The sequence below is a fragment of the Lelliottia sp. F153 genome (genome assembly GCF_002870005.1).
In the GTDB taxonomy this organism is placed as follows: Bacteria; Pseudomonadota; Gammaproteobacteria; order Enterobacterales; family Enterobacteriaceae; genus Enterobacter; species Enterobacter nimipressuralis.
In genome coordinates, this window is record NZ_PKFT01000001.1 from 1,392,247 (window position 1) to 1,412,078 (window position 19,832).

16 protein-coding genes are annotated in these 19,832 nt (G+C 58.3%); 8 read left to right on the forward strand and 8 right to left on the reverse strand.

Going from position 1 to position 19,832, the window contains the following annotated elements; genetic code table 11:
- Nucleotide 1: 1 nt before the first annotated feature.
- The 6 genes from F153LOC_RS06630 to F153LOC_RS06655 form a co-directional block, all read right to left on the reverse strand.
- Nucleotides 2–484 carry a fimbrial protein gene (locus F153LOC_RS06630; protein WP_102104342.1) on the reverse strand — a complete coding sequence of 161 codons (483 nt, stop codon included), beginning with the start codon at nt 482–484 and terminating at the stop codon, nt 2–4.
- Nucleotides 477–1,061, reverse strand: a complete 585-nt coding sequence (locus tag F153LOC_RS06635; protein ID WP_102104415.1) for a fimbrial protein — start codon at nt 1,059–1,061, stop codon at nt 477–479. Before F153LOC_RS06635 ends, F153LOC_RS06630 begins: the two co-directional genes overlap by 8 nt.
- A gap of 18 nt (nt 1,062–1,079) precedes the next feature.
- Nucleotides 1,080–1,835 (reverse strand): fimbria/pilus periplasmic chaperone, encoded by a 756-nt coding sequence (locus F153LOC_RS06640; protein ID WP_102104343.1) that lies wholly within the window; start codon nt 1,833–1,835, stop codon nt 1,080–1,082.
- Nucleotides 1,836–1,867: 32 nt separating this feature from the next.
- Nucleotides 1,868–4,354, reverse strand: a complete 2,487-nt coding sequence (locus tag F153LOC_RS06645; protein ID WP_102104344.1) for an outer membrane usher protein — start codon at nt 4,352–4,354, stop codon at nt 1,868–1,870.
- 1 nt (nt 4,355) lies between these two features.
- Nucleotides 4,356–4,910: a fimbrial protein gene (locus tag F153LOC_RS06650; protein WP_102104345.1), complete on the reverse strand. Its 555-nt coding sequence runs from the start codon at nt 4,908–4,910 to the stop codon at nt 4,356–4,358.
- An 89-nt stretch (nt 4,911–4,999) separates the two neighbouring features.
- Nucleotides 5,000–5,515 (reverse strand): fimbrial protein, encoded by a 516-nt coding sequence (locus F153LOC_RS06655; protein WP_100777482.1) that lies wholly within the window; start codon nt 5,513–5,515, stop codon nt 5,000–5,002.
- Nucleotides 5,516–6,177: 662 nt separating this feature from the next.
- Here F153LOC_RS06655 and F153LOC_RS06660 point away from each other — a divergent pair.
- The 6 genes from F153LOC_RS06660 (at nt 6,178) to fbpC (ending at nt 13,986) form a co-directional block, all read left to right on the forward strand.
- Nucleotides 6,178–6,807 (forward strand): response regulator transcription factor, encoded by a 630-nt coding sequence (locus F153LOC_RS06660; protein ID WP_100777483.1) that lies wholly within the window; start codon nt 6,178–6,180, stop codon nt 6,805–6,807.
- Nucleotides 6,807–8,348 (forward strand): MASE1 domain-containing protein, encoded by a 1,542-nt coding sequence (locus F153LOC_RS06665; protein WP_102104346.1) that lies wholly within the window; start codon nt 6,807–6,809, stop codon nt 8,346–8,348. Before F153LOC_RS06660 ends, F153LOC_RS06665 begins: the two co-directional genes overlap by 1 nt.
- An 85-nt stretch (nt 8,349–8,433) precedes the next feature.
- On the forward strand, nt 8,434–9,735 hold the full coding sequence (gene uhpC, locus F153LOC_RS06670) for an MFS transporter family glucose-6-phosphate receptor UhpC (RefSeq protein ID WP_102104347.1): 1,302 nt from the start codon (nt 8,434–8,436) through the stop codon (nt 9,733–9,735).
- Between the two features lie 12 nt (nt 9,736–9,747).
- The gene (locus F153LOC_RS06675; RefSeq protein ID WP_102104348.1) at nt 9,748–10,779 is read left to right on the forward strand and encodes an ABC transporter substrate-binding protein; all 1,032 of its coding nucleotides are present in this window, start codon (nt 9,748–9,750) and stop codon (nt 10,777–10,779) included.
- Between the two features lie 77 nt (nt 10,780–10,856).
- The gene (locus F153LOC_RS06680; RefSeq protein ID WP_100777487.1) at nt 10,857–12,935 is read left to right on the forward strand and encodes an iron ABC transporter permease; all 2,079 of its coding nucleotides are present in this window, start codon (nt 10,857–10,859) and stop codon (nt 12,933–12,935) included.
- Between the two features lie 4 nt (nt 12,936–12,939).
- Nucleotides 12,940–13,986, forward strand: coding sequence for a ferric ABC transporter ATP-binding protein (fbpC, locus tag F153LOC_RS06685; protein ID WP_100777488.1), 1,047 nt, complete (start codon nt 12,940–12,942; stop codon nt 13,984–13,986).
- Between the two features lie 78 nt (nt 13,987–14,064).
- Here the strand turns inward: fbpC and mmuM are convergent, their stop codons facing one another.
- Together mmuM and mmuP are read right to left on the reverse strand one after the other, a co-directional pair.
- Nucleotides 14,065–14,997 (reverse strand): homocysteine S-methyltransferase, encoded by a 933-nt coding sequence (gene mmuM / locus F153LOC_RS06690; RefSeq protein ID WP_100777489.1) that lies wholly within the window; start codon nt 14,995–14,997, stop codon nt 14,065–14,067.
- Nucleotides 14,984–16,384, reverse strand: coding sequence for an S-methylmethionine permease (mmuP, locus tag F153LOC_RS06695; RefSeq protein ID WP_102104349.1), 1,401 nt, complete (start codon nt 16,382–16,384; stop codon nt 14,984–14,986). The genes mmuM and mmuP overlap by 14 nt, the downstream gene beginning before the upstream one ends.
- 431 nt (nt 16,385–16,815) lie before the next feature.
- On the opposite strand from mmuP, the gene F153LOC_RS06700 reads away from it, so the two are divergent.
- Both F153LOC_RS06700 and F153LOC_RS06705 read left to right on the forward strand, forming a co-directional pair.
- Complete coding sequence (locus F153LOC_RS06700; RefSeq protein WP_100777491.1) at nt 16,816–17,925, forward strand: AI-2E family transporter; 1,110 nt, start codon at nt 16,816–16,818, stop codon at nt 17,923–17,925.
- Between the two features lie 121 nt (nt 17,926–18,046).
- Nucleotides 18,047–19,831 carry a diguanylate cyclase gene (locus F153LOC_RS06705; RefSeq protein WP_102104350.1) on the forward strand — a complete coding sequence of 595 codons (1,785 nt, stop codon included), beginning with the start codon at nt 18,047–18,049 and terminating at the stop codon, nt 19,829–19,831.
- The last annotated feature ends 1 nt before the right edge of the window (nt 19,832 follow it).

Here is a 19,832-nt window from a genome sequence, read left to right on the forward strand (position 1 = left end):
CTTACTGGTACTGAATTTTCAGGGTGGCGGAGGCGGTAAAGACGCCGGTTTCCACCTCGGTCGCATCGCTTTTGACAGGCGCGGCCTGCAAGACCGGTACTTCCGGCCAGGTGAACGGCATCCAGGTATTGAGCGGCATCGACTCACCGTTCATATACAGCTTGATACCCAGCCCCTCGCGGTCGGTGGCGAGATAATCATCGCTAAACGACGTCGCGGTGCCCTCGAACTGCATCTCCAGATCGTTGGAATTCAGATCCTCGCAGGCCAGTGTGTAATCAATGTTCTGCATAAAATGCTCGCCATCGATCTGCTTCGACTGCAGGTTATTGCCGAAGTCGACGTGAATGGTTTCGCCGTTATTAATTTCACAGACGCCCTCGACGATCACCCCGGTCACATTCACCGTCAGGGCGGCAAAACAGGCGGTCGTCAGCAGTAGCCCGGATGCGCCTGACAGCAAGCGGACAAAGAAACTAGTCATAGTTAAGCCTGAAGTGGATTAGCGCATTCCACGCACCCGCCACCAGCGGAGCAGCGGTACGTTCCGGCGCGATATAGTAGAAGAGCGTGTTGCCGCCAGGCTCAAGCAGCAGCGGCTGCCCTTCGCTTCCCAGACGCACATCACGGTGATCGCGATCGGTCAGGCGCAGCGCCACCCCGCTGGTGCCGGACACGCGCACCAGACCGGGATTCAAGACCTCACCCGGTGCCACAAAGCTGACGGTGACGGAAGGCTGATCGCGGCTCCAGAGCAAATTCCCGCTCCAGGCGTCGCGAATAGTCGCGGGCGAAGGGAGACAATCTTCGAGCCGGATCGCCACTCGTACGGGCGTCCCCTGGTCACCCGGCTTTTTCAGCTCACCGGTGGCGGTAGTGCCCATGTCGATCTCCTGCCACGCCGACTCCATCGCCAGCCGACAGGCGCTCTCGGTTAACGCACCGTAGACCTGCAGCAGGCCATACTCGCCGTCCACCAGCGCCACATCATCGGCAGCGGCGGGTCCTGCGGCGAGCAACAGCCCCAGCGCACACCCTTTTTTCCACTCTCTGAATTTCATCGCGCCTCCCGTAATCACTTACTTTTTCTTTTCCTGCGCAACCGCCTTGCACGTATTGCCGCCGCAGCTAAACACCAGCTTCGCGCGTCCGCCAAAGTCATTCACATAGGTCAGGACCGGCGCAGCGCCCAGTGCCGATGCGGAAGGCGCGAGAACCAGCTGCCCTTTCGGCTCCACCATCACCGGCTTAAACCCCGCCGCGGCTTTGCCGGTCAGTGTCGACGACGCATTCACCAGCGAGATGAAATACGGCGTCGGATTGGTGATGCGGTACTTATCCCCTTCACGCGTCAACGTGAGCTGTTCCTGGAACGGCGTGGCGTAATCCGTGCGTTTCACTTCGATGGCCGAAGGGCGATAAAACAGCTTGATGCGCGTCTGGAGCGCCAGCTGCAGGGTGTTAGGCCGGGTGCTTTTCGGCGGGATCTCGCGCAGGTTAAAGTAGAACAGCGACTCGCGATCCTGCGGCAGACGCTGGATCGAGGAGGTGGATTGCACCTTGATCTGACTCTGCTCGCCGGGCTCAATACGCTGAACCGGCGGGAGTAACACCAGCGGATCGGTGATTTTGTTGCCCTGAGGATCTTCCACCCAGCCCTGCGCCAGATACGGCAGGGTTTTGTTTTCGTTGGTGATCCGCAGGCTGACGGATTTCGCCGCACCGTCAAAAATTACCCGGGTCCGGTCCAGCGCCACGGCGGCGTTGGCCTGGTGGGCGACAGCAGTAAATGCCAGTGCGATGCCTGCCAGTGCATCCAATCGTACAATCGTCATCTTAGTCAGCTCATCTCGTTTTCTTGGCCGGTCTATTCCGGCGCACAGGTTAAAAGCAGGTTATCCAGTACCTGCGGAAGAACAGGCGGCAGGTTCACCACGCAGCGGGCTTTGCCGTCCCATTTCACGGTCATTTTTCCATTGGCCTGGATGCCGCTCAGCCAGACGCTCCCTTCGTCGTTCACGACGCCGGTTTCCTGATTTTTGTTGTTCACCACAGAGGCGCCAAACGGCGGGAAACTGCCGTCCGCTTTGCGGATAAACGCCATCGCTTTGCCCCCGGCAATCACATCGAACTGGCGATAGCCGATGGCCCCTTCGGTGAGGGTGGCCTGGGAGACAGAGCGGGTGACGTCGGCGTTTTCATCCAGTTTGTCCACGTCGATGCGGATCGGGTTGCGGTAGTAGCTGTTCACGTCTGCAATCACCGCCTTGCCAAAGTGGTTGGTCTTGACCGAAGCGCCAAAGCCTTTCACCGGCACGCCGCTCACCCCTGCGGTATCCACCAGCACCCGGCTTCCGCCGCGCGCGTTGGAGCGGTGCGCCGCGCCGCCTTCCGTGGTCATCGTCACTCCACCGTTGAGGGTCATCCCCAGGGCGCTGTAGTTGCCGGACTGATAGCTGGCATTGGCCTGAACCTGCGCGCTGTCGCCCTGCCAGGTGTAGTAGCCGTAGCCCGTCGGGCCGCTGCGCGAAAGGCCACTGCTGACCTGGAAGCTGTTGTGCTCATCGAGGCGGCCGTAATAGCTCACGCGATGCGTGTTATCCGTGCGGTTGACGGTGGCGCCGTAGCTCAATGACGTGCCGTTGCCAATCGGCAGTGAAATCGACACATACGCGCCGTCATCCTTCAGGGAGTAGTATTCGCTGCGATACACGGACAGAGAGACGCTCATGTTTTTGAACGGCCCGACGTCGATGTAGCGCGACATGGAGAGCGTCAGGCGATCGTTATCGGCGCTGTTCCAGTAGGTCTGGTGGCTGTAGTTCAGATAGGTGCTCAGCCCCAGCTCGCGAAAGCGCTTGTTGAAGGAGAGCGTGTATTTCTCTTTCGGGCTGTGAGACGCCCCGCTGCCGTAGCGCGCGTCGAGATATTCCGACATGTTCATAAAGTCGCGCTCGGAGAAACGGTAGCCCGCGAAGGTCACCTGGCTGTCGTATTCATCGAAGGTTTTGGAGTAGCTGACCCGGTACGATGTGCCTGACAGCGTGCCTTCAGACGGCAGCGACGCGCGCGACTGGGTGATATCGGCGGCGAGCGCCCCCAGCAGGTAGAGATCGCGTCCCACCCCTGCCGACAGGGCGTTATAGTCTCCGCCCACCACCGTGCCGCCATACAGCGTCCAGCCGTTGGCGATCCCCCAGGAGGCTTCGCCGGAGGTAAACAGCGGCCCGGTCATGCTGTGCTCCCACTCGGAGGGTTTCCCCGCCGCCAGCTTATAGCGCACCGCGCCGGGGCGTGTCAGGTACGGCACAGAGGCCGTCGTCACCTGGAAGGTTTGCACGCTTCCATCCAGCTCTTCCACCCGCACATCCAGAGTGCCGGAAACCGCGTCATTCAGCTCCTGAATACGAAACGGCCCTGCCGCCACCTGGGTTTCATAGAGCACGCGCCCTTGCTGGCTGATCGTCACTTTACCGCCGGAGCGGGCGATGCCTGTCACTTCCGGCGCGTACCCACGCAGGCTCGGCGGCAACATGCTGAGATCTGAGTTCAGGCTCACCCCGGTAAAGCGGAAGGTGTCAAAAATGTCCGAGCTAAGGTAATCCTCGCCCATTGTCAGCTTGGCCTTCAGCGACGGAATGGCGCGATAGAGGTAGTAGCGGCTGAAGCTAAAATCTTTATCCGTGGTGCCGTTACGCTTGTCCCAGTTGGTCTGCCAGTCGGCGCGGGCGCGCCACGGCCCGAGGTTGGCCCCAAAAACGCCGGTTCCGCTCAGACTCTGGCTGTCAGACGCATTCACCGAGTGCTGGGTCTGCATGTTGAGGTTGTAATCGGCCATCACCCCAGGGATCCCCTCATCCCAGCGCGACGGCGGGTCCCAGTTCGGGGCGGTGAATTCAAGATAAGCCTGCGGGACAGCCAGATAGAGCGTGTCTTTCGCCAGGTCGACGCGGATCTCCAGCCCTTCCAGACTGCTCTTATCCAGACACTGGCCGTCACGCAGCCAGCGCAGATCGTTCATCACGCTGGATTTTAGATTGAAGCGTGAGAGCTGATCGGGCGTCAGGCAGATCAGGCTCTGCTGGCCATTTTCGCCCTCGGGATAGACCACAATCTGCTCTTCCCGCAGGCTCTCCTTGTTCACCATAATGGTGAAGGTGTATTCGCCTGGCATCACGTAGCCGCGACGGGAGAAGTGGCTAAGATCGATATTGTCTTTGTCCTGGGTATCCAGCACATCAGTGTTGAACTGGATATCATCATCAGCCCAGGGCGCTGAAACCGGCAGAAGCATCCCCAGAATAAGCATACTGAGGGTCGAGCGTCTGAATCGTGGCAGAGTCTTTTTATGCATCTCAGTAATAATCCATTCTGAAGCGAATCAGAGACTGATAAGCGCCTGATTTCAGAGGCTTACCGTCGCTGATAATCTGCAGCGCGTAGTGAAGATTGAGCGTTCCCTGCGTCACCTCTTTCGCCGGAAGCGCCACGCCTGGCAGGGCGCGGTTCCCCTCGGTGTCGTGCAGGGTCAGCTCAATGCCCTCGGCCTCTCCGCGAATGCCAAAACGTTCTGTTCCGGTCATGGGATCGAAGGTGATTTGGTAATACTCAGAGTCGAACAGGCTGTGCCCTGGTGATGGCAACATCAGGCAATTAATTAAACGAACGGTAAAATGACGCGTTGGGCCGTAGCCTTTGGTGGCTATTTCAGCGACGGGCGTTTCTCCCATATCAATCGTCTGATCGCGGCTATCAAGATCAATTGCGCAGGGGGTATAAAGCACCTCCCCTTTAATGAATACCGCGCCGTCCCCCTGGTTTGCCGCCAGTAATGGCAGGCAATAACCAGACAGGAGAAAAAGGAAGATTTTCACGATCGGCGGTGTCGATGTAGATATTAAAATATGCATCGCAATCCCTTTTCTCTTATTCGGTCAAAGTTCAATTTCAGACGGCCCGGACAGGCCGCCTGAATAACATCGTGAAATAAGGGAAAACCTTATTCGTATGCCAGAGTCCAGTTCGTCACGCCGGTGAAATCACCTTCGGTTGGCGCTTCGCCACCGATGATGTAGGCGGAGTAAGCCAGGGTGTTATCGCCGTTCTGAAGGGTCTGGCCTGCGGTCGCTTCGCCCAGCGTGATGGTGTTGCTGTCGCCGTCAGTCATCACGATGCCCACGTCGGTGGCAGAACCGGTCACACCCAGTACCGCGCCGTCAACGCTGGAATCTGCGCCGGTAAAGGTGGTGGAAACGGTGTTTGCCGTATCAACAGAGCAGTTTTCCAGGTGGATGTAGAAAGGAATCGGAGTAGAAGTCCCGCCGTTTGCTACCGCAGAGCTGGAAACCTGACCCAGGTCGATGGTCTGATCGTCATCGCCCGCCGCAACGGAGCATGGCGCGTCAATCACGGAGCCGGTGAAAGTCACCACACCGCTACCTTGATCGGCCTGAGCGCCAAATGCAGTTAAACCTGAAGCCAATACCAGAGCAGAAAAAACGTTATTCAGTTTCATAAAAAGTGGTCCTGTAATTAAGGAAATGACACACAAATAAGATTTTTGATTAATGAATTTTGAGTAAAACACTCCCGCGCCAGATTAATGCTCTGGCGTCATTCCTTCACAAATCAAAAAATCTCTAAACATATTCATCAGCAAGTTCAAAGCCATTTTCGTATTTCGGCTTACGCCTCACTGATGCAATAAATAGTAACCCGTAATGACCGAAAAAAAAGGCGAAATAGCCCTTTCAGTCAATAACAAACAACTTCAACAAATAAGAGATAAAATTAGAATAATAAATACAGCAGATCTCAGCATTAGGTTTTAATACTAACAAAATGCGAAATAATAGATTATCGAACCATGAGTTAACGAATCAGGCCCGAGAGACAGACGTAAAATCAGCACCTGTTGCCGCAGCGCGTTACATCTTCTTTACCCGATTTCACAATACATCAATAAACGCGCGGATTTATTCATATATAAAGGCGCCGCCTACTCCCCGCCCTGAAAATGGCGATATCCGCTGCGCCGCCTGAAACACGCTGGAATATTCGTTGAGGTTTTTAATTTATTGCATTTTTGTTACACAGGTTACATATCCGTGCTCAGCTTATTGCCACCCCCGGCGCAACAGGCATCATGGATATCAACTTCGGCAAGAGAAATAAGCAATGATCAAAGTGGTGCTGGTGGATGACCATGTGGTAGTGCGGTCGGGTTTTGCGCAGCTGTTAAATCTGGAGGACGACCTGGTGGTCGAAGGCCAGTACAGCAGTGCGGCTGACGCCTGGTCGGCGTTAACCCACAGCGAGATTGACGTCGCGGTGCTGGATGTCGCCATGCCCGATGAAAACGGGCTTAGCCTGCTCAAGCGCCTGCGCCAGCAGCGCCCGACGTTTCGCGCCATCATTTTGAGCATCTATGACACACCCGCTTTCGTGCAAAGCGCGCTCGATGCGGGAGCCAGCGGGTATCTCACCAAGCGCTGCGGCCCGGAGGAGCTGGTGCAGGCGGTGCGCTCCGTCGGCATGGGCGGCCACTATCTCTGCGCCGACGCGGTCAAAGCCCTGCGTGGCGGCCAGCCGGTGTCGAAAGTGCTCGATGTCCTCACCCCGCGCGAGCGGGAGGTGTTCGACCTGCTGGTAAAAGGCGAAAGCGTCAAGGCCATCGCCTTTACCCTCGAGTTGAGCCATAAGACGGTTCACGTCCATCGCGCCAACGTGCTGGGAAAATTGCAGTGCAGCAGCACCATTGAGCTGGTGCATTTCGCTCTCGACAATCAGCTGCTGACGGGCCACTGATGCGGCGCTCCCTGCGGCACATTGTTCTCTCCCTGTTTATTATGCTGGCCTGGGGAACCGGCTGGCTGATGCTGTGGACGCTCAGTTTTTATCTCACCCACAACGGCCAGCAGGCGGTGCTTTTTCTGCCGCAGGGCGTCTATCTGGCGCTGCTGATCCTCCTGTCGCGCCGTTTCTGGCCCGCCGTGGTATTGCCGACGCTCGCCGCCATTCTCTGGCTGCACAGTGAGCAATTACTGACAAGCTATCTGATGCTGGCCGCGCCGCCCCTCGGGCTACTCAGTGCTTACGCGGTGCAACGCTACTGGCACCGTTTTCCCCTGTACTGGCAGCGGCTGTCGCTGCTGATTGCGGCGGTGAGCGTCAACGCGCTGCTGCAAACCCTGTGTCTCGCACCGTTTCTGCAAAGCCCCGCCACGCTCCTGGGGCTGGCCTCTTTTACCGGCGGCGTGCTGCTGACACCGTTCGTCTATCTGGTGTTTGAGTTTTTACGCCAGCAGCATCGCTACCATCTTCTCGGGCTGGACACGACCAATCCGCCCCTGCGCACGTCGCTGATCATCTGGTGCAGCCTGTTTTTCATCATCGGGATCGGCACGCAGATGGTGCTCTCCCCCGCCCTGGAACGCCTGCTGCTGATTGTGGTGTTCCTGCCAAACGTGGTGATGGCGTGGAAATTCGGCTGGCAGGGCGGCGTGCTCTCCGGTCTGCTCGGCAGCATGATGATCACCATTGCCCGTCAGGTGGGCGTGGGGTTTACGGACCTGCTGGAACTGGAGATATTTCTCGCCACCCAGTCCCTGCTCGGCATCGGGCTGGGGATCGCCATCAGCCGTCAGCAGCAATTGGCACTGAATCTCGATCACTATCGCCGCAGGCTCGAAGCGGAGCTGCAGGCCCGTCGGACGCTGACCGAAAAGCTGATCCACACGGAAGAAGATACCCGCAAGCATCTGGCGCGCGAGCTGCACGACGAAATCGGCCAGAACATCACGGCGATTCAGATCCAGTCCCAGTTAGTCAAACGCGCAGGAGATACGCCCCTGGCGGTGGAAGCCGCCGGACAGATCAACGAGCTGGCGCGTCGCATCCACCATTCTACCCGCCAGCTGTTGCGCCAGCTGCGTCCGCCGGTGCTGGATGAACTCTCACTTCAGGAGGCGCTGCACCATCTGGTGAACGAATTCGCCTTTGCCGAGCGCGGCATCGACTGCCGTTTTGACTGGCAGCTGGCCGCGCCGCCGCAAAACGAAACCCTGGTCTTTACCCTCTATCGCCTGTTGCAGGAGTTGCTGAATAACGTCAGCAAACACGCAGACGCCAGCGAAGTGCGGATCGTCTTGCGCCAGCACCATGGCCGCCTGTTACTGGAGGTCACGGACAACGGCAGCGGAATTGCGCCGGACAATGCACCCGGCTTTGGCATTCAGGGCATGCGCGAGCGCGTACACGCCCTGGGCGGTGAATTTACCCTTGAGTCGCAGGGCGGCACGCGCGTAATTGTTAACCTGCCCACAATTTTGCAACAAACACCGCACTAACCAGGAAAAAGTCTTAGTCACTCCAGACTTTCTCTCATCCCTTTTGCCTTGCACTTCCCTACAGTCAGCTCAAACGGAGAACGCCATGCACGCACTGTCTGCTGAACAGATTTCTCAACGCTATCGGGCCCTGCGCCCACGCTTGTTGCTGTGCATGGTGGTGGGCTACGCGGCGTTTTACCTGACGCGCAAAAGCGTCAATTACGTTCTGCCCGCCCTGCAGATGGATTTAGGGCTGAGTAAAAGCGATATCGGGCTTATCGGGTCGCTGTTTTATCTGAGCTACGGTCTGTCGAAATTTGCCGCCGGACTGTGGCATGACCGCCACGGACAGCGGGCGTTTATGGGGATCGGCCTGCTGGCCACCGGGGTGCTGAACGTGCTGTTCACCTTCAGCGATTCGTTTGGCCTGCTGCTGTTCATCTGGACGTTGAACGGATTCTTTCAGGGATGGGGCTGGCCGCCCTGCGCGCGCCTGCTCACCCACTGGTATTCGCGCAACGAGCGCGGCTTCTGGTGGGGATGCTGGAATACCTCCATCAACATCGGTGGGGCGATTATTCCGCTGATATGTGCCTTTGCCGCCCATCTCTGGGGCTGGCAGGCGGCGATGCTGACACCGGGGATTATCAGCATTGTGCTCGGCATTTGGCTGACCACGCAACTGCGGGGGACACCGCAGGAAGAGGGTCTGCCAACGGTCGGGGAGTGGCGCAACGATCCGCTGGAGCTGCGCCAGGAGCAGCAAAGTCCGCCGATGGGTTTGTGGCAGATGTTACGCACCACCATGCTGCAAAACCCGATGATCTGGCTGCTCGGCGCCTCCTATCTGCTGGTCTATTTGATCCGCATCGCGCTGAACGACTGGGGGAACATCTGGCTGTCGGAAAGCCACGGCGTCAATCTGCTCAGCGCCAACGCGACGGTGATGCTGTTTGAGGTCGGTGGTTTGCTCGGCGCGCTGTTCGCCGGATGGGGCTCGGATCTGCTTTTCAGCGGGCAGCGTGCGCCGATGATTTTGCTCTTCACGCTGGGCCTGATGGTTTCTGTCGCCGCACTGTGGCTGGCGCCGGTTCACCACTACGCCCTGCTGGCGATCTGTTTTTTTGCGGTCGGATTTTTTGTCTTTGGGCCGCAAATGCTGATTGGTCTTGCCGCCGTCGAATGCGGACACAAGCAGGCGGCAGGCTCAATAACCGGTTTTCTCGGCGTCTTTGCCTATCTGGGGGCGTCGCTTGCCGGATGGCCGTTGTCACTGGTTATTGAACATTACGGCTGGTCGGGGATGTTCAGTTTGCTCTCCACCGCCGCCGTACTGATGGGTTTATTACTGATGCCGCTGCTGATGTCGGGCATCACCGCTTCTCGCAGTCACATAACGTCTTAAAAGGGCTGAATAATGAAAACAACGCTTCTCTCTACCCTCATTGCTTCCGGGATCGCGCTGGCTACCTTGACCGGTGCCGCACAGGCCAAAGGCCGTCTGGTGGTCTATTGCAGCGCCACCAACGAAATGTGCGAAGTCGAAACCAAAGCGTTCGGCGATAAGTACGACGTCAAAACCTCGTTTATCCGCAACGGCTCCGGCAGCACGCTGGCGAAAGTCGATGCCGAGAAGAAAAACCCGCAGGCAGACGTCTGGTACGGCGGCACGCTGGACCCTCAGTCTCAGGCCGGTGAAATGGGGCTGCTGCAGCCATACAAATCAAATAATCTTGAGCAGATCATGGAGAAATTCCGCGATCCCGCCAAGGTCAAAGGCAACCTCTCCTCTGCCGTTTACGTCGGTATTCTGGGCTTTGGCGTCAACACCCAGCGCCTGAAAGAGAAAAACCTGCCGGTACCGAAGTGCTGGAAAGATCTGACCAAACCGGAATACAAAGGCGAGATCCAGATCGCCGATCCGCAAAGCTCCGGCACCGCCTATACCGCGCTGGCGACCTTCGTGCAGCTGTGGGGCGAAGATCAGGCGTTTGACTACCTGAAACAGCTCAACGGCAATGTCTCCCAGTACACCAAATCCGGCATCGCCCCGGCGCGTAACGCCGCGCGCGGTGAAACCGCCATCGGCATTGGTTTCCTGCACGACTACTCGCTGGAAAAAGAACAGGGCGCACCGCTGGAGCTGATTTCGCCGTGCGAAGGCACCGGGTATGAGATTGGCGGCGTCAGCATTCTGAAAGGCGCGCGTAACGAAGAGAACGCGAAGCTGTTCGTAGACTGGGTGCTGTCAAAAGAGGCGCAGGAGCTGGCGTGGAAGAAAGGCAAATCCTACCAAATCCTGACCAACACCACCGCTGAGACGTCGCCGAACTCCCTGAAACTCGACGATCTGAAGCTGATTAGCTACGACATGGACAAGTACGGCTCAACGGATGTGCGCAAAGCGCTGATCAACAAATGGGTCAGCGACGTGAAGATGGGTAAATAAGCCCGCGATACGTGGTCAATGCCGGGTGGCGTCTGCGCGTGACCCGGCCAACATTTTCCTCAACGCCCGGAAAACTTATGTCACACACACTCGCTCTTCATCCCGTCAAAAAACGGGATGCGGTATTCCTGTGGGTTTTAGTCGGCTGGCTGGCGTTTGCGCTGCTGCCGAGCTGGAGCCTCGATTACGGCCTGCTGGAGTCGACGCGCGAGGAGATTCTCGACGCCTACAGCTGGTCCCATTTCAATATCAGCTGGCTGTGGTATTTGCTGCCAAGCCTGCTGCTGGTGCGGCCGTTTAACGAAGCGAAGCGCGAGCAGCGCAGCCGCCACTATCTCGACGCCGGTTGGGCGCTGCTGTGCATGGCCTTTATCGTCGTCAGCGCTACGGTGGAAGGACGCGGGTTAGGCTTTGCCACCATTGTGCTGTTCGTTGCTCTCGGCGCGATTATGACTCTGGCGCTGACGCGTCTGGAGTGGCTGGGCGGCGACCGCTTTGTGATTGGCTCGCTGATCACCATTGTGGCCCTGATCGGCATCTTTATCGTCTGGCCGAGCATCGCGATTTTCATTCCGATGTTCACCAACGACGCCGGGGAGTTCGCCCCGCTGGCCTTTATGAATGTGCTGTCCCAGGCGCACATCGTGCAGGTGATTATCAACTCCGTGCTGCTGTCGATTGCGGTCGGTATCGGCTGTACTTTCTTCGGGCTGGTGCTGGCGATCTACACCACCCGCATCGCGAAACGCAGCGCCATCATTGGCCGCATCTTCTCGATCCTGCCGATCGTCACCCCGCCGTTTGTGGTGGGTTTAGGCGTGACGCTGATGATGGGCCGCTCCGGCTACATCACCGAGCTGATGGTCGACTGGTTCGGCCTGACCAACACCAACTGGCTGTACGGTTTCACCGGTATCTGGCTGGCGCAGGTGCTGGCGTTTACCCCGATGGCCTTTATGATCCTCGACGGCGCGATCAAAACCATTCATCCCTCGCTGGAAGAGGCTTCCTATACGTTGCGCGCCAGCCGCTGGCAGACCTTTAACGGCGTCTTCGTGCCGCTGTTGAAACCCGCGCTCGCCAATGCGTTCCTGATCGTCATCGTCCAGTCGCTGGCCGACTTCAGTAACCCGCTGGTGCTCGGCGGTAACTTCGACGTGTTAGCCACCCAAATCTACTTCTACATCACCGGCTCGCAGCTCGATTATCAGGCCGCCAGCACCCTCGGCGCGTTCCTGCTGGTCTTCTCCCTGCTGGTGTTCTGCATTCAGTACATGTGGATCGGCAAGCGCTCGTACGTCACGGTCTCCGGCAAATCTTACCGTGGCGACGTGCAGCCCCTGCCGGTGACGCTGGTGTGGAGCGTGGTCGCCCTGCTGACGGTGTGGATCGCCTTTAACGCCCTGCTTTATGGCAGCATCTTCTACGGCAGCTTTACGGTCAACTGGGGCGTGGATTACACCCTGACGCTGGATAACTTTATCAAGCTGTTCGGCCAGGGCATGAGCGACGGCGCATGGCCTTCGCTGCTTGATACCCTGCTCTACGCCGGGATCGCCGCGCCGATCACCGCCGGTTTTGGTCTGCTGATTGCCTGGGTCGTCGTGCGCCAGCAGTTTAAAGGCAAAAAGACCATCGAATTCACCACCATGCTCTGCTTCGCCGTGCCGGGTACGGTGGCGGGTGTGTCGTACATTCTGGCCTTTAACAGCGCCCCGGTTTACCTCACCGGCACTGCGGCGATTGTGATTATTTCGATGGTGATGCGTAACGTGCCGGTCGGCATTCGCGCCGGGATTGCGGGCTTAGGGCAGATCGACAAATCGCTCGATGAGGCCTCTCTTAGCCTGCGTGCGGGCTCCCTGCGCACCATCACCCACATTCTGCTGCCGCTGTTGCGCCCGGCGATTCTGTCGGCGCTGATCTACAGCTTCGTGCGTGCCATTACTACCGTCAGCGCCATTGTGTTCCTCGTCACGCCAGACACCCGCGTGGCCACGGCCTACATTCTGAACCGCGTGGAAGACGGCGAATACGGCGTGGCGATTGCCTACGGCTCAATCCTGATTGTGGTCATGCTGGCGATCATTTTCCTCTTTGACTGGCTGATCGGTGAGGCGCGAACCTCCCGTTCCAAAGCTAAAAACCAGGCGTAAAACTATGACTCAGAAACATTTCGTTGAACTGCGCAATGTCACCAAGCGCTTCGGGAATAACACCGTTATCGAGAACATCAACCTGGCGATCCCGCAGGGACAGATGGTGACGCTCCTCGGCCCGTCGGGCTGTGGGAAAACCACCGTTCTGCGCCTGGTCGCCGGGCTGGAAAAGCCGACTGAAGGGCAGATTCTGATTGATGGTGAGGATGTGACTCATCGCTCCATCCAGCAGCGTGATATCTGCATGGTGTTCCAGTCTTACGCCCTGTTTCCGCATATGTCGCTGGGCGAGAACGTCGGCTACGGCCTGAAAATGCTCGGCGTGTCGCGCGCGGAAACCAAAGCCCGGGTGAAAGAGGCGCTGGCGATGGTCGATCTGGAAGGGTTTGAAGATCGCTATGTCGATCAGATCTCCGGCGGCCAGCAACAGCGCGTGGCCCTGGCGCGTGCGCTGATCCTCAAACCGAAAGTGCTGCTGTTTGATGAGCCGCTGAGTAACCTCGACGCCAACCTGCGCCGCAGTATGCGCGACAAAATTCGCGAGCTACAAAAGCAGTTCAATATCACTTCCCTCTACGTGACGCACGATCAGAGCGAGGCGTTTGCGGTGTCGGACACAGTGCTGGTGATGAACAAAGGCAATATTATGCAGATCGGTTCGCCGCAGGATCTCTATCGCCAGCCCGCGTCGCGTTTTATGGCGAGCTTTATGGGCGACGCAAACCTGTTCCCGGCCCGCTTCAGCGACGATTACGTGGAGATCCACGGCTATCGCCTGCCGCGCCCGATGCACTTTGCGCGTGAAGGTTCCGGCTCCGTCGGCGTGCGCCCGGAAGCCATCACCCTGAGCGAACGCGGAGACGACAGCCAGCGCTGTACTATTCGACACGTCGCCTACATGGGGCCGCAGTACGAGGTAATTGTGGAGTGGCACGGGCAGGAGATTTTGCTGCAGGTTAACGCCACGCGTCTGCAACCCAACGAAGGTGACCATTACTACCTGGAGATCCACCCGTACGGCATGTTTGTGCTGGCAGACGCGGCGTGAGTTTGCCCGGCGGCATTACGCGTGCCGGGCCTGCGGGTTTTACAGGCCGGGTCAGGCGAAGCCGCCGCCCGGCGATGTTTAGCGCAGAGCCTTAAGCTCAGCAATATCCTTCGGCGTGGTGCGACAGCACCCGCCAATCAGCTTCGCCCCTGCCGCAATCCACTGCGGCAGGTACCCCGCCAGCGTTTCACAGGCTTCGCCGTGATGGTGCCAGGTTTTGCTCACCGCGTCGTAGTGCTCACCGGAATTCGGATAGACCACCAGCGGCAGATCCGTCAGCGTATGCAGATGCTGAAGCGCCGCCGTGGTGTTTTCCAGCGCAATACAGTTTATCCCCAGCGCCACAATCTGCGGATTATCCGCCAGCGCAGCCACTACCTCCCGCAGCGGTGTGCCGTCGCTCAGATGCTCGCTGTCGCGCAGGGTAAACGAAAACCACGCTTTCGCGCGGGGATAGCTTTCCAGCAGCGCCGCCAGCGCGGTGATCTCCGCAAACGAGGGGAGCGTTTCGCAGGCCAGCAGATCGGCCCCCGCATCGAGCAGGGCTTCTACCCGCGAACGGTGAAAATCGGTAAACGCCGCAGCACTTCGGACGTAATCCCCGCGATATTCTGAGCCGTCCGCCAGAAACGCGCCGTAAGGCCCCACGGAACCGGCCACCAGCAGCGTGCCCGCCTGCGGGTTTTCCGCCAGACAGGCTTCACGCGCTTTGCGCGCCAGCTCCACGCTTTTGCCGATCAGCGCGCGGGATTGCGCTTCATCGTAGCCGCGTGCGGCAAACCCTTCTGCCGTCGCCTGATAGCTGGCGGTGATCGCCACCTGCGCGCCGGCGCGGAAATAATCGAGATGCACTTCGCGGATCAGTTCCGGGTTCTCCACCAGCACTTTGGCGGACCACAGGCTGTCGGCAAGGTGACAACCGCGCGCTTCCAGTTCCGTCGCCATCGCTCCGTCCAGCACGATAAAGGGCTGTGTTTCAAGGAGGGCGGTAAGCGGATTATTCTGCGACATGTTCAGGCTCCTGAGTTTTTGAGGTTTGAGTCAGGTAGTAGGCACCATAACACAGGGCGACAAACGGCAGCCCGCAGTAAAGGGCAATACGCTGGGTCGGATCAAACGCCAGCCCGACGCAGGCCACCAGGCACAGCACAAAGCCCAGCACCGGAACCAGCGGATACCACGGCGCGCGATACTGCAGATCGCCCAGCGTTTTTCCGGCCTGAAGATGGCGACGGCGGAACATAAAGTGCGACGCGCAGATGCTGATCCACACCGCCACCACCGCAAAACCTGAAATAGCCGAGAGCGCGACAAACACCGTATCCGGCGCGATGACGCTGGAGAACAGCGCCAGAACGCCGCCCAGCATACTCACGGAGATTGCCGTCAGCGGGACGCCGTTTTTATTGACCTGCGCAAAGCAGCGCGGCAGCGTTTTTTCATTGGAGAGCGACCACAACATGCGCCCCGATGCATACAGCCCGGAGTTGGCCGCCGAGAGGATCGCCGTCAGGATAACGAAGTTAAAAATATCCGCCGCATAGGGAATGCCGACTTTCTCGAACACCAGCACGAACGGGCTTTTTTCAACGCCAGCCTGCTGCATGGGGATCAGCGCCGCCAGCACAAACACGGTGCCGATAAAGAAAATGATTAGCCGCGCGATGGTGGTGCGGATCGCCACCGGAATCACTTTATGCGGGTTCTGCGTTTCGCCCGCCGCGATACCGATAAGCTCCGTCCCTGAAAAGGCAAAGTTGACCGCCACCATCGTCATCAGGATCGGCAGACCTCCATGCGGGAACCAGCCTTCTGCGGTGATATTCGACAGCCCCGGCGCGGGTGAGCCGTCCTGCATCGGGATAAAACCAAAGATTGCCGCCCCGCCCAGAATGATAAAGGCGATGATGGTGATCACTTTGACCAGCGAGAACCAGAATTCCCCTTCAGCGAAAAAGCGCGTGGAGATGACATTGAGGGCAAAAATGACGGCGCAGAAGACCACGCACCAGATCCATACCGGAACCTGCGGGAACCAGTACTGCATACAGAATCCTGCGGCGGTAAAGCTCGAACCGAGGGCGACCGTCCAGGTGAGCCAGTAGAGCCACGCCACCGTATACCCTGTCGCCGGGCCGAGGTAGCGCGCCGCATAAACGTGAAACGCGCCGGTTTCCGGCATCGCCACGGAGAGTTCCCCCAGGCACTGCATCACCAGCCATACCACCAGCGCGCCGATGAGATACGCCAGCAGTGTCCCGGCCGCACCGGTGGTGGAAATGATGTAACCCGTGTTGAAAAACAACCCTGTCCCAATCACGCCACCCAGCGAAAGCATAATCAGGTGGCGGGTTTTCATGGTGCGCTTTAGCTGCCCATTTTCTTGTTCTGTTTGCATATTACCTTCTAAACGTATGGACATCTAAACATCCAAAGAAGGTTTGTTATACCGTGATTGTTAACAAAAAGCTAGCCATGAACCAGCCGCAGCCGGGCGCGGCGCGCGCTGAGACGAGGGTGATGAGTGAGAATGACGTAGAGAATCGGTCGCCAGGCCATAAGCACCTCCACAGAGCAGATACTTACAGCATGGCGTGGGGCGCTGACTTCTTCGGTCAGTCGAAAGTGGTAACGTTCTGAGGGGAGTTCACACATAAAGGTGTTGCCAAATGCGGCCCGCATCTCATCAAACGCGTAATGCGTGGGCGCTTTATCGGGCGCCCGGCGTTTTCCCGACCGCCGGTGTTAAGGTGATCTCCGTAACAAAATTGGTAATTCCCTCAAAGGGTTCTATAGTCGACTCTGTTTCTTAGCCACCAGGACTCGCTAATGCGCTTTAACGGACTGACTAAAGGTTTTTTCATTCTTATTCTCGCCATTGTTTCAGTGGCGTTCTTCGATATTCTCGCACCCTACTTTTCCGCCGTGTTATGGGCGTCAATCCTGGCGGTCATTTTCCATCCGGTGAAAAACAAACTGCGCGGATGGGTGGGTGAACGTAACGGCGTGGCGTCGCTGCTGACGCTGCTGGTGATCTGCCTGATCGTCTTTACGCCGCTGATCGTGATCCTGTCGTCGCTGGCCATCGAGCTGAACGTGGTTTACACCAAGCTCCAGCACACCAATCCGCAGTTTCCGGAGGTGGTGGCGAGCCTGTTTTCACACCTGCCGGACTGGGCGCGGAACTTCCTCGTCGAACACAACCTGGATAACGCCAGTCAGATCCAGCAAAAGCTGTCGGATGTGGCGCTGAAGGGCGGTCAATATCTCGCGGGCAGTGCCTTCTTAATCGGCAAAGGGACGTTTGGCTTTGCGATTAGCTTTGGTGTGATGATCTATTTGCTGTTTTTCCTGCTCAAAGACGGGCCTTATCTGGTGCGCCAGATCCTCGATTCGCTGCCGCTGTCCGATTTTGTTAAACAGCATCTGTTCGCCAAATTCGCCGCCGTCTCGCGTGCCACCGTTAAAGGCACCGCCGTGGTGGCCGTAGTTCAGGGGATTCTGGGCGGGATCGCCTTTTACATTGCCGGTATCGACGGCAGCGTCCTGTGGGGCGCGCTGATGGCCTTCCTCTCCCTCATTCCAGCCGTCGGCTCGGCCATTATCTGGGTGCCCGCCGCCATCTTCCTGTTCGCCACGCAGCAGCTGTGGCAGGGGTTCTTTATCGTCGGCTTCTTCGTGATCATCGTCGGGCTGGTGGATAACATCCTGCGTCCGCTGCTGGTCGGAAAAGACACCAAAATGCCGGACTATTTAATCCTGATCTCTACCCTGGGCGGGATGGAGATTTACGGCATCAACGGATTTGTCATCGGGCCGCTGGTCGCCGCGCTGTTTATCGCCTGCTGGAATTTGCTCTCCGGGCGCGACCACGCGGGGAACGTCGACGAAATCGACGAGGCGTTCATCGAAGAGGGGAAAAATCCTCCCGATTTGTGAAAGCGTGACGATAAATAACAGACTGGCGGCCACGGGCCGCCATTTTTTTGTCACGCCAAATCAGGCGTTTCCTATAATTTCAAGAACGCTATCCCACTAACGGCTGAAAAGGATCCAACAGGTGCGAATTGCCACCATAACCAACTGGGCCTACGGCGTCACGGTGTGTCTGACTCTCGCTTCCGGCGTGGTCATGCTGCTGGCCTCAAATGCCGATAACGCCGAGCGACAGGCCGTTGAACAGCGCCAGATATTTGATCAGCTGACCGAAGAGGTCGAAACGGATGCCTGGGCGCTGTCGGATTTGGCACGCCTGTATGTCATCAATAAAGATCCCGATGCCCTGAAGGACTATCAGCAAAAAGATCAGTCCCGTAAGCCCATTGAGCACCGGCTCTCCCGACTCAAAGATAACGGCGCGACCGGCGAAGAGCTGGCGCTGCTGCATGAAGGGTTACAGGTGGTCGATGAGTTGCAGGATGAGCAGCAGGCGGCGCTCGCCAGCATGGCGCGCGGTGATGAGAGACAGGCCGTGATTCTGCTCTACAGTAAGCCCTACGAGCAGGAGCTGGAGCGGGTGCAGAATCAGATCGACCATTTCCGCCTGATGCTGGATCGCCGCGCCCACAACGCCGTGGAAGAGGCGACAAAAAAGTCCCGCATTCTGCGCACCCTGTCAGAAGTGATGGTCGGCCTGACCGCCCTACTCTTTTTGTTTGTGATGGGCTTTATTTTAAAACGCCGCGTGCTGCGCCCGGTGGTGCGTCTGAGCGATGTCGTGCATCGCCTCGCGTCGCAGGATTACGCGGTGGAGACGCCTAACTTTAGCCAGATCGATGAGATCGGCGATATGGCCCAGGCGATCCGCATTTTCCGCGAGAACGGCCTGGTGCGGCAGCAGCTGGAAAAAGAGCGCGACGCGGACTGGGCAATTCGTGAATTGCTGGCGCGTATGACGCAGCGGCTGCAGGGCTGTGAGAATTTCACCGACGTGATTAACGTCGCCCAGCTGTTTGCGCCGAATATCGCGCCGGGCATTAGCGGGCAGCTGTATATCCTCGATCGCGATCCGTGGCAGATGCGCTGTGTCGCCCAGTGGCTGACGTCTGAGGAGAAACATCCCCCCTTCCATCCTGATGATTGCTGGGCCGTGCGTCGCGGGCAGAGCCATCCGCCGGTCAACGGTGAGCCAGATATCGCCTGCTATCACCTGCCGGAATCGGCGGCGGATCGGTCGCTTTGCGTGCCGCTGATCGCTCAGGGCGAGGCCATCGGTTTGCTCTCGTTCCAGAACATCACTCCGGAAACCGCCCCGTCCCGCGCCTATCTTGAGCTGATGGCCGAAGCGCTCGGGCTGGCGCTCGCCAACCAGCGTCTGCGCGACGCCCTGCTGGAAAAAGCGCTCTACGATCCCTTAACTGGCCTGCGTAACCGCCATCACCTCGAAGATAAAATGCAGACGCTGATGAGCCAGGCAATGCGCAACAACGAGCCGTTGAGCTGCCTGATGATCGACATCGATCACTTCAAAAGTATTAACGATCGCTTTGGCCACGAGGCAGGCGATCAGGTGATTAAAAGCGTGGCGGCTATTGTGCAGCGTGCGGTGCATGACAACGGCATCGCCTTCCGCTACGGCGGCGAAGAGTTTCTGGCGCTGCTGACGGACACGGGCGAAGAAGGTGCTCACGCCTGCGCCACGGAGATTTACGAAGGCGTGCGCGCCCTGGCGCTGCGCTACGGTCTGGCGGAGATTGGCCCGGTCGATGTGTCGATCGGCATCGCCAGCTATCCGCAACACGCCCAGAGCGACAACCTGCTGCGTGCGGCAGACGTGGCGCTGTATCGCGCCAAAGAGCTGGGGAGATCGCGGATTGTGAGCTTTGGGATGCTGGAGGCGGGGTGAG

Excerpts from the sequence above, each read along its gene's own strand:
- F153LOC_RS06630 (WP_102104342.1), bottom strand. The coding sequence starts at position 484 with ATGACTAGTTTCTTTGTCCGCTTGCTGTCAGGCGCATCCGGGCTACTG.
- F153LOC_RS06635 (WP_102104415.1), bottom strand. The coding sequence starts at position 1,061 with ATGAAATTCAGAGAGTGGAAAAAAGGGTGTGCGCTGGGGCTGTTGCTC.
- F153LOC_RS06640 (WP_102104343.1), bottom strand. The coding sequence starts at position 1,835 with ATGACGATTGTACGATTGGATGCACTGGCAGGCATCGCACTGGCATTT.
- F153LOC_RS06645 (WP_102104344.1), bottom strand. The coding sequence starts at position 4,354 with ATGCATAAAAAGACTCTGCCACGATTCAGACGCTCGACCCTCAGTATG.
- F153LOC_RS06650 (WP_102104345.1), bottom strand. The coding sequence starts at position 4,910 with ATGCATATTTTAATATCTACATCGACACCGCCGATCGTGAAAATCTTC.
- F153LOC_RS06655 (WP_100777482.1), bottom strand. The coding sequence starts at position 5,515 with ATGAAACTGAATAACGTTTTTTCTGCTCTGGTATTGGCTTCAGGTTTA.
- F153LOC_RS06660 (WP_100777483.1), top strand. The coding sequence starts at position 6,178 with ATGATCAAAGTGGTGCTGGTGGATGACCATGTGGTAGTGCGGTCGGGT.
- F153LOC_RS06665 (WP_102104346.1), top strand. The coding sequence starts at position 6,807 with ATGCGGCGCTCCCTGCGGCACATTGTTCTCTCCCTGTTTATTATGCTG.
- uhpC (WP_102104347.1), top strand. The coding sequence starts at position 8,434 with ATGCACGCACTGTCTGCTGAACAGATTTCTCAACGCTATCGGGCCCTG.
- F153LOC_RS06675 (WP_102104348.1), top strand. The coding sequence starts at position 9,748 with ATGAAAACAACGCTTCTCTCTACCCTCATTGCTTCCGGGATCGCGCTG.
- F153LOC_RS06680 (WP_100777487.1), top strand. The coding sequence starts at position 10,857 with ATGTCACACACACTCGCTCTTCATCCCGTCAAAAAACGGGATGCGGTA.
- fbpC (WP_100777488.1), top strand. The coding sequence starts at position 12,940 with ATGACTCAGAAACATTTCGTTGAACTGCGCAATGTCACCAAGCGCTTC.
- mmuM (WP_100777489.1), bottom strand. The coding sequence starts at position 14,997 with ATGTCGCAGAATAATCCGCTTACCGCCCTCCTTGAAACACAGCCCTTT.
- mmuP (WP_102104349.1), bottom strand. The coding sequence starts at position 16,384 with ATGCAAACAGAACAAGAAAATGGGCAGCTAAAGCGCACCATGAAAACC.
- F153LOC_RS06700 (WP_100777491.1), top strand. The coding sequence starts at position 16,816 with ATGCGCTTTAACGGACTGACTAAAGGTTTTTTCATTCTTATTCTCGCC.